This window comes from Psychrobacter sp. TPE 89C (genome assembly GCF_055522395.1).
Genome location: NZ_JBVFXW010000019.1, coordinates 46948 through 56050, shown reverse-complemented (window position 1 = coordinate 56050; position 9103 = coordinate 46948). Strand labels below are relative to the sequence as shown.

Sequence of the window (9103 nt, the reverse complement as noted above, 5' to 3'; positions counted from 1 at the left end):
TGTGGTAGCTCATCCAGCTACTACAGGTATACCCAAAGATAATAACCCCATTCCCAATAAATTTTTCATATCCATTCAAGAAATTATAATATTATAATTAAAAACTAATTAATCGATTTTGATCCCAAAAAAAACTCTGCACGAGTGCAGAGTTTTTATTTGAATCAATTCAATAAATCAATAATTACACACGCTCGATGATAGTCGCAATACCTTGGCCAAGACCGATACACATCGTCGCTAGACCGATTTCAGTATCTGACTGTTCCATCGCGTTTAGCAACGTAACTGTGATACGGGCACCTGAACATCCTAGTGGATGACCTAGTGCAATCGCGCCACCGTTGATGTTGACGATGTCTTGCTTATCCGTCAAGTTCAATGCTTTAAGTACTGACAATCCTTGAGCAGCAAATGCTTCGTTTAGCTCGATGGTTTGCATATCATCGATGCTCATGCCAGCACGCTTAAGTGCTTTTTGAGTCGCAGGTACAGGACCATAACCCATGATAGCAGCATCACAACCAGCCACTGCCATGCTACGAATACGGGCACGTGGTTTTAGACCTAGCTCTTTGGCTTTTTGTGCGCTCATCACTAGCATTGCAGACGCACCGTCAGACAATGCAGATGACGTTGCAGCCGTTACTGTACCACCTTTAGGATCAAACGCTGGACGTAGCTTTTGCATTTGCTCCATGGTCGCATCTGGACGAATCACTTCATCAACAGTACATAGTTGCAAGCGACCAGAAGCATCATGACCTTCGATGCCGATGATTTCATTATCAAAACGACCTTCAGTAGTCGCAGCCCATGCACGGCGATGAGACTCAAGGCCAAACGCGTCTTGCTCTTCGCGAGTGATATTATTCATACGACCTAGCATTTCAGCAGTCAAGCCCATCATGTTTGAGGCTTTTGCATAGTGCTTTGATGCTTCAGGGTTTAGATCAACACCATGCATCATGCCGACGTGACCCATATGCTCAACACCACCGATGATGAAAATATCACCTTGATTGGTCATGATTTGAGCTGCAGCAGTGTGAAGCGCCTGCATAGAAGAACCACACAGACGGTTAACTGTTTGGCCACCAGCAGTTTTTGGAATACCAGCTAGCAGACCGATATTACGACCGATGTTTAGGCCTTGTTCTAGTGTCTGGTTGACACAACCCCAGATAATGTCTTCAACGTCACGTGGGTCAAAGTCATTACGCTCAACCAATGCACGTACCAATTCAGCAGACATGCTATCAGCGCGAACGTGGCGGAACATACCGTTTTTAGTTTTACCCATCGCTGAGCGTACGCCATCTACGATGACCACGTCTTTTGGACTTAAAATTGTCATACTATCTTCCTTTTCAATTTTTATTGTCAGTGTAGTCGGCTCAATTTACTACTATAAACTCGTCAATCTCGCTTAAAGTACAATAGGTACATTTGCGCTCGATTTCTTGGTACTAGTATTGAATTGAACCAACTATAATCGTACGTTCACTATTGGAGACGATTCATGTCTCAATTGCTTTCATGCAAAAATAGCAAACGTACGGCACTTCATCCTAGTAGTGACTGCCTATTACGCTGTTGCGTAAAAGGTCTCGCCCGCTGCTGCCATATCGCGAATCTTTTGCGGGGCTTCATAAGCTTTGCCTAGATATGCGTATTTTTCACACAGTGCCAAGTAGTTCTCTAGACCCATTTGGTCGACATAACGGCAAGGGCCACCGCGGAATGGCGGGAAACCTACGCCCATGATCATTGCCATATCAGCTTCAGCAGGCGTGCTCACGATGTTGTCTTCTAAGCAACGTACTGTTTCATTACAGAACGCAATCATGGTGCGGTCAATGATGGCTTGATCGTCAAATTCTTGCTTTTCGCTATCTGTCGTGGTTTTTAGCAGCTCATAAGTGGCTTCGTCAGCGACTTTCTTTGGCTTGCCGCGTTTGTCCATTTCATACTTATAGAAACCAACACCATTTTTCTGACCTAGGCGTTTGTTTTCATATAAAAGCTCAATAGCACCTTTATAATCAGGCTTCATGCGATCAGGGAAACCTTCTGCCATGACTTCTGCGCCATGAACACCCGTGTCTAGACCGACGACGTCGATTAGATATGCAGGACCCATTGGCCAGCCGAATTTTTCCATGACTTTATCAACATGAGCAAAGTCAGCACCTTGCTTAAGCAGTAAGTCAAACGCGCCAAAGTATGGGAACAATACACGGTTTACGAGGAAACCTGGGCAGTCGTTTACTACAACTGGCACTTTACCCATTTTAGACGCTAGTGCAACGGTGGTCGCAACCGCTTCTTCAGATGATTTCTCACCGCGGATAACTTCGACCAATGGCATACGATGTACTGGGTTAAAGAAATGCATACCGACGAAGTTTTCTGGACGCTCAAGCGCTTCTGCTAAGAACGTAATAGAGATGGTTGAGGTGTTTGACGCTAGAATACAGTCGTCTTTTACTAGACCTTCTACTTCTTTTAGAACCGCACGCTTCACGTTTGGATTTTCGACTACCGCTTCGATAACGATATCAGTTTCAGCAAAGTCGCCATAGTTAAGCGTTGGACGGATACGGCTTAAGGTTTCGCCCATTTTTACTGGGGTCATTTTGCCGCGATCGACCATTTTACCAAGTAACTTGCTGGCTTCACCCATACCAAGGTCTAATTGCTCAGACTTGATGTCTTTCATGATGATTGGCAAGCCTTTGCTGGCTGCTTGATAGGCAATACCGCCACCCATGATACCAGCGCCTAGTACAGCGGCTTCATTGATTTCATGTGCTTTTTTGCTGTGTTGCTTCGCTAACTTCTTAACCAACTGATCGTTTAAGAATAGACCAACCAAGCTCTCTGCTTGTGGGGTTTTAGCCGCTTTTGCAAAACCAGCGGCTTCTACTTCGATTGCTTTGTCACGTGGTAAATTAACGTGCTTCTCAATCGCTGCGATTGCTAGCGCTGGTGCTGGGTACTGCTTAGGATTGGCTTTGGCAAAGATCATACCTTTGGCACTGTTGAATGCCATGGCTTGCTCAAGCTGATTTAGCTTAACAGGAACCAGTTTTTCTTCACGTTTTGCTTTCCAATCAAGCTCACCTGAGATACATTTTTTGACCAAGTCAATTGCCGCATCTTGCAAGTCATCAGCAGGAACCGTTGCATCAACCAAGCCTAGCTTTAGTGCTGCTAGTGCTTTTTTAGGAGCGCCAGTCGCGATAAGCTCAAGTGCATTGTCGATACCAATGATACGCGTACAACGAACCGTACCACCAAAACCTGGGAAGATGCCCAATTGGGTTTCTGGTAGACCGATAATCGCTTTATCGCTCATGACACGATATTCACAAACCAAGGTCATCTCACAACCGCCGCCCATTGCAGCACCATTAATGGCAGCTACTTTTGGAAACGGCAGGTCTTCAAAACGATTGAAAGCGTCATTGACATGAACGACCCAATCTTTGATCTCGCTTTCTGACTTCTTGAAAGAACCCACGAATTCTGTGATGTCAGCACCAGCGATAAACACGCCTTTGGCTGAAGTAACGATAAGACCTTTTACGTCGTCCGCTTTTTCTAGCGCACTAACTGCTTCACCAAACTGCTTATTGGTCTCAGCATCAAATTTGTTCACGCTCTCATTTTCGGCGTTGTACTGCATATTGGCGATGCCATCCTCTAGCATTGTCACCGTGATGCGATTTCCTTGGTATACCATGTGGAACTCCTTTCTATTGTAATAAAAACGATGTAATAAAATTTATGACTTATAAAATTTATAACTTATAAAGCTACTTTTTAGACTGTAAAAAATAGCCGGTTATTGTTAGTAAAGTAAGTAATAGCACTGATTGGTCTATATTTTCATCATGACAGACAAAAATAACGTCATCATGACAAACAACATGGCAGATTAACCAGTGAAGATGTCTTTATTATCTAGCGCTTATCATTATGTATTTATGGCTATATTGTTTCTTTAACACAAATAAATACGGCGCTTCATTTATATAATTTCTTTCAAGGTGCTACTGCTGCAAGTATTGATGTTATAAATACTGACTGTGATTTGGTTTTATATGGGTTGTCCGCTTAGATGCAGGTACAAAACCCATGTTTTCATCATCAGACTATCTCTACGCCAATTAGTGTAGGGGATTATGCCCCTCACTGTCACAAGCTAATGCCATACTCACAAGTCACTCTTAAATCACCTGTAAGCATTTACCTTATGCGCAAAGTGCTTTAGTGAATGATTGTATACTCAAATCAAGCGTGGCACTGTCAGGCTTTGAGTAAATATTGTCTTGCAGCGCATAAATAATAGCAGCAACCATCAAACATACGCCTTTATCACAACACATTCAATCCATCAGTAAAATCAATGACACGTAACGAGAGATTGTTAGAATATTATGGTCGCGAAAAACAGTCGCGAAAAACAATCGATTGATACTTTGTCACACACAAGCCATACGCTCTATCATGCTACACTAATGTCGTTTTTACCTTATCCCTAATAATTTTTACTGCATTCCTATAAACTGTATCCCTATAAATGGTTGGATTATGACTGTTTCTTCTACGCTAAACCCTACTCCTTTTGGCTTTATATCGTTCGATAATAATGAACAATTTCACAGCATGGTGCGCGAGCAATTGGCGCAAGATATCGAAGTCCTATTTGCTTATACCAAGCTCCCCAGCCCACTAGTCGATGCTTGCCGTTATGTCATGACTGGACAAGGTAAACTGGTACGTCCACTGTTGGTCGCCAGTGCTTTCGCTAACGTGAATGATCATAATAATAAGAATGTTAATAATAAGTTGGATAAAGATACTGCAGTCAGCGATGACTTAGCGTCACTATTAGAAAACGACTCAGACTATGATATGGCACGCCGTGCCGCATTGGCGGTAGAGCTGCTGCATACTTATTCGTTGGTGCATGACGACTTGCCCTGTATGGACGATGACGAGCTGCGCCGTGGTCAGCCAACGGCTCATATCGTCTTTGACGAAGCGACGGCACTGCTAGCAGGGGATGTGTTACAAACGCTCGCCTTTGAAGTATTGACCGCGGAGCTGCCTACTTTTGCGCCATTTGATACGGCTATCGCAAGCCAGCTCATAGCTATATTTGCGCCACGTGCCAGACGCATGGTCTCTGGTCAAATGCTGGATCTCAATGCCGAAGCCAGTGATAGCATCTCACAAACCGATTTGGAAGCCATTCACCGTGATAAAACGGGCGCATTGATTGAAGCAGCCATGCTCATGGGCGGCGTCTGTGCTGGCGCGACCGCTCCTCAGCGTATGGCACTGCAAGAGTGTGCTCAGCATATTGGCCTAGCCTTTCAAGTTCAGGACGATATTTTAGATGTCACCACTAGTACGGATACGCTTGGCAAGCCTGCTGGCAGTGACGAAAAACTAGACAAGTCTACCTATGTGAAATTCATGGGCGTTGATAAGGCGACTGACTATGCGCAATCGCTATTCAATGACGGACGCGCAGCCATTATGCATGAACTAAGTAGTGGTGATTTGAGTAGTGAAAACGAAAAAACAAATACAGACAACGATGCGCTATTGGCATTGATTGAATGGCTATGGTCGCGTAAGAAATAGTCTAGCGAATAACCACTGAGTAAAAACAGCTCAGCAAGTTTTATTACCCAAAACGGCAGTGAGTGGTCAACATGGACAGTAACCCTACCCCGCGTATTTACCTTGGCACTGGCGGCTATAGCGATACCGACCTACTCGGTACGCTGTACCCTACTGGCACAAAAAAGACCGACTTTTTACGTGAGTACGCCAGGCAATATGGCGCAGTTGAGATTAATAGCAGCTTTTACGCTCCCATTGGACAAAAAGCTTTTGCAGGCATGGTTGATAAAGCCTACGTGCAAGCAGACAGTCAGTTAAAGTTCGCCGTCAAACTGCATCAAGACTTTACTCATGCACGCAAAGGCACTGCCGAGCATGCACAAGCATTTCTAAACGCTTTATCTCCACTTATCGAAGCAAATGCTTTAGCGCCTTTACTGTTACAGTTCCCACACGGCTTTGATCGTACTCGTGAGCATCGCCTCTATCTCGCCAATCTTGTCAGTTGGTTTCAAGACTACCCCTTAACTATTGAGTTCCGTCATAACGCTTGGCACACGCCGCAAGTGGTCGATAGTTTTGTACAGCAAGGTCTCATTTGGTGTAGCGTTGATTACCCAAAGGTGAATGGCCTACCACCATCACGATTGATATTTACCGAACGCACTGGCTATCTGCGCATGCATGGTAATAATCTAAACTGGTGGGATGCGATGAGCGCAGCTGATCGCCATGATTATCGCTATAGCGAGGCGGAAATGCAGGACTGGGCGCAAGCGATTGCCAATCAGCGTCAGCATTTTGATACGTTATACATCTTCTTCCAAAACACCACCAAAGCGCATGCTTATTATAATATTGCGATGTTACGTGAGGCTTTATCCGCTCACCATTTTGAAATTTTTTAAACCAAAAACTGTCTAATTTGATAGTCAGTCATTACTCACACTCAAATAAGCAATCAAATAAAAAACCATACAAGTAGATAACCATGGATTCACTCAGTCAGATTGTGTTAGGCGCTAGTGTACAAGGTGCGATACTGGGTAAATACCAAGGACGCAAAGCCTATCTATATGGGGCAATGCTGGGCACTTTGCCCGACTTAGATGTACTAATACATTATCCTGATCCCATCAGCAATATGACGTATCACCGTGGTTTTAGTCATTCCTTAATTGTCCTAACGGCAGTCGGTATCGTGGGCGCGTGGGCAATCAGCCGCTATCATGCATGGCGCAACTTACCACTACCTTACTCTACTATGCGCTTGGCAACGGCTATGACGCTAGCGCTCACGACCCATCCAATTTTAGACAGCTTCACGGTCTATGGCACGCAATTGTTGTGGCCGCTACAAGAGTCTTTATCACTCACGCCTGTTAGTATTGCCTCGATGTTTATCATCGATCCGCTATATACGTTGCCACTGCTCATCGCCTTGATTATAGGACTGACAAAAGGAAGCCACCTTGGTATTTTTAAAATAGGCGTATTAGCCCACTGTCAACAGCTTGCCATTTGGATGCTGGTGATCAGTAGTGGTTATTTGATGCTGTCATTAGGGCTAAAATATTACGCGCAAGACAAAGCCGAGCAGACGTTGGCGGCTGCTAAAATAGACAATATAGTCCGTATCAAAACCATGCCTGTCCTACCTACTATCCTGATGTGGCGTACAGTCGCTGAGGACGATCAAAATAGACTGATTGAAATACGCGGTAGCGTTTTAGACAGTCGCTTGCCTGAGTATCGCTATCTGACGCAGTATGACAATTCGCAGACGCTACGCGCAAACTTACCAATAGCGAGCCAGCCCTATGCACAAAGGCTGGATTGGTTCTCTGGTGATTGGACAGGCTACCGAACTCAAACAATGCTTGATGACGCTGTTGAACCTCACAAACAAGACGTCCAGTTGGTCGTTGATGATCTGCGTATGATGGCAGGCGACACTGCGTTCTTTAGTTTTGTATTAGCCAATAAAACAGGACAGGCGTCACCGTGGCAATCGATTACGCCTATAGATGCACCCATTGTCAAAACTGATGATAAACCTGAAGTGTCACGTATTGAGTTGGTGAAGCAAGGATTTGTGAGAGTGTTTGATGAGTCGGTTGTGGATATAGATAGCGGTTGGGTTTTGGTTGATAAATAGATAGAATTTCAACATGTGAGATTACTAAACTTTTAATATGTCTAGATAAAGCATGTTACCTAATGAAAATTCAAAAATAGAGAGGTTAAATTTGTGAGCATAAAAATTGATGAAATCGAGAATCTACAATTAGATACGAAAGATCATGGAATTATGATTTTGCCATATAACTACGAATCTGATAATAATCATAAATATAATTCAACATCTATTTCTTTTTATAAATTTGCTAAAGACAAAATCGACATAAAATACTTCTCTGAACCCAAACTCCTTGTTGAACAACGTTCTGGTGATTGGTTCGCACCTATACTACTTATATCTTCAATAGACGTCTTTCAAAGCCCTGAATTAGTAGCTGTTGTTTGTGGTGTGGTTGCAAATTATGTTACTGATTTTTTCAAGGGTAAAGATAAGAAAGATATTAGAATAAAAGTAATATATAAAGAGACAGAAACTTCAAAGTTTACATCAATTTATTATGAAGGTGATTTGGATGGATTAAGTGAATTAGAAACTACAATAAATAAAATTATTCATGAAGGCTCACCTGATGAATGATAGTAAAATTTCACTCGAAGAAATTAAGAGTAAACTATATGAATTTATTGACTCCTGCGACAAATATAGTTTTTATACTAGATCAACAGAAGTTCAGTACGAAAAAATTTTGGAATGTGAAAACCATATTAAGATAATTAAACAGTATAAACTTCAAGCAATTAATAGGAATGATGAAAGTGCAGCTAATCAGCTTTTTCATGTTCAATGCATAGTTAACGCGTTGAGATCCTTTTTGATTATGTATACTGAAATAAAGAAAGAAAAGTTTAAAGAAGCTTGGATAGCTTTAATGGATGCTCAAGATTATAATAATATTGCTTTAAATATTAATCGAAGGGAAGGCGATGAGAACCTTAAATCTAGACTAAAAGCAGCTGAAACATCATTATTTCCCGGCTGGAATATTTTCAATAGTCCTGGTTTTGTAGAAACAATAGGAAACTGCTCTATATGCTCTAGTTCGTTTATCGATTGTGAACATTTAGAAAACGAAATTTATATGGGAAGTTTGTGCCAACGTGTAGATAGAAATATCATAGAGATTGATCATTTTGCTTTTGTCAAAAACCCACGGGATAGAAGATGTATTGTCACTAAAATATCAGACACAGATGGAAATGAAATCGATTACTTTACTTGGGAAAAGACAGGTAAAATAGTTGAGAATGACGATGGACTTCATATAGAGTGCATACTTTTTAGTATCCCTGTATTAGATATATTCTAAACAAAAAAGGA

General features: G+C 42.4%; 7 protein-coding genes. 5 read left to right on the top strand and 2 right to left on the bottom strand.

Going from position 1 to position 9103, the window contains the following annotated elements; genetic code table 11:
• Window positions 1–184: 184 nt before the first annotated feature.
• Window positions 185–1357, bottom strand: a complete 1173-nt coding sequence (gene fadA, locus ACZW67_RS07650) for an acetyl-CoA C-acyltransferase FadA (protein WP_465182779.1) — start codon at window positions 1355–1357, stop codon at window positions 185–187.
• 231 nt (window positions 1358–1588) lie between these two features.
• The gene (fadB, locus tag ACZW67_RS07645) at window positions 1589–3748 is read right to left on the bottom strand and encodes a fatty acid oxidation complex subunit alpha FadB (protein WP_465182778.1); all 2160 of its coding nucleotides are present in this window, start codon (window positions 3746–3748) and stop codon (window positions 1589–1591) included.
• Between the two features lie 851 nt (window positions 3749–4599).
• Here fadB and ACZW67_RS07640 point away from each other — a divergent pair.
• From ACZW67_RS07640 to ACZW67_RS07620, 5 genes are all read left to right on the top strand, one after another.
• Window positions 4600–5661, top strand: coding sequence for a polyprenyl synthetase family protein (locus ACZW67_RS07640; protein ID WP_465182777.1), 1062 nt, complete (start codon window positions 4600–4602; stop codon window positions 5659–5661).
• A 71-nt stretch (window positions 5662–5732) separates the two neighbouring features.
• Window positions 5733–6551 carry a DUF72 domain-containing protein gene (locus ACZW67_RS07635; RefSeq protein WP_465182776.1) on the top strand — a complete coding sequence of 273 codons (819 nt, stop codon included), beginning with the start codon at window positions 5733–5735 and terminating at the stop codon, window positions 6549–6551.
• Between the two features lie 83 nt (window positions 6552–6634).
• The gene (locus tag ACZW67_RS07630) at window positions 6635–7801 is read left to right on the top strand and encodes a metal-dependent hydrolase (RefSeq protein ID WP_465182775.1); all 1167 of its coding nucleotides are present in this window, start codon (window positions 6635–6637) and stop codon (window positions 7799–7801) included.
• 93 nt (window positions 7802–7894) lie between these two features.
• Window positions 7895–8362, top strand: coding sequence for a hypothetical protein (locus ACZW67_RS07625; protein ID WP_465182774.1), 468 nt, complete (start codon window positions 7895–7897; stop codon window positions 8360–8362).
• Entirely contained in the window at window positions 8355–9092 is a 738-nt protein-coding gene (locus ACZW67_RS07620; protein WP_465182773.1) for a hypothetical protein, read from the top strand. The genes ACZW67_RS07625 and ACZW67_RS07620 overlap by 8 nt, the downstream gene beginning before the upstream one ends.
• Window positions 9093–9103 lie beyond the last annotated feature (11 nt).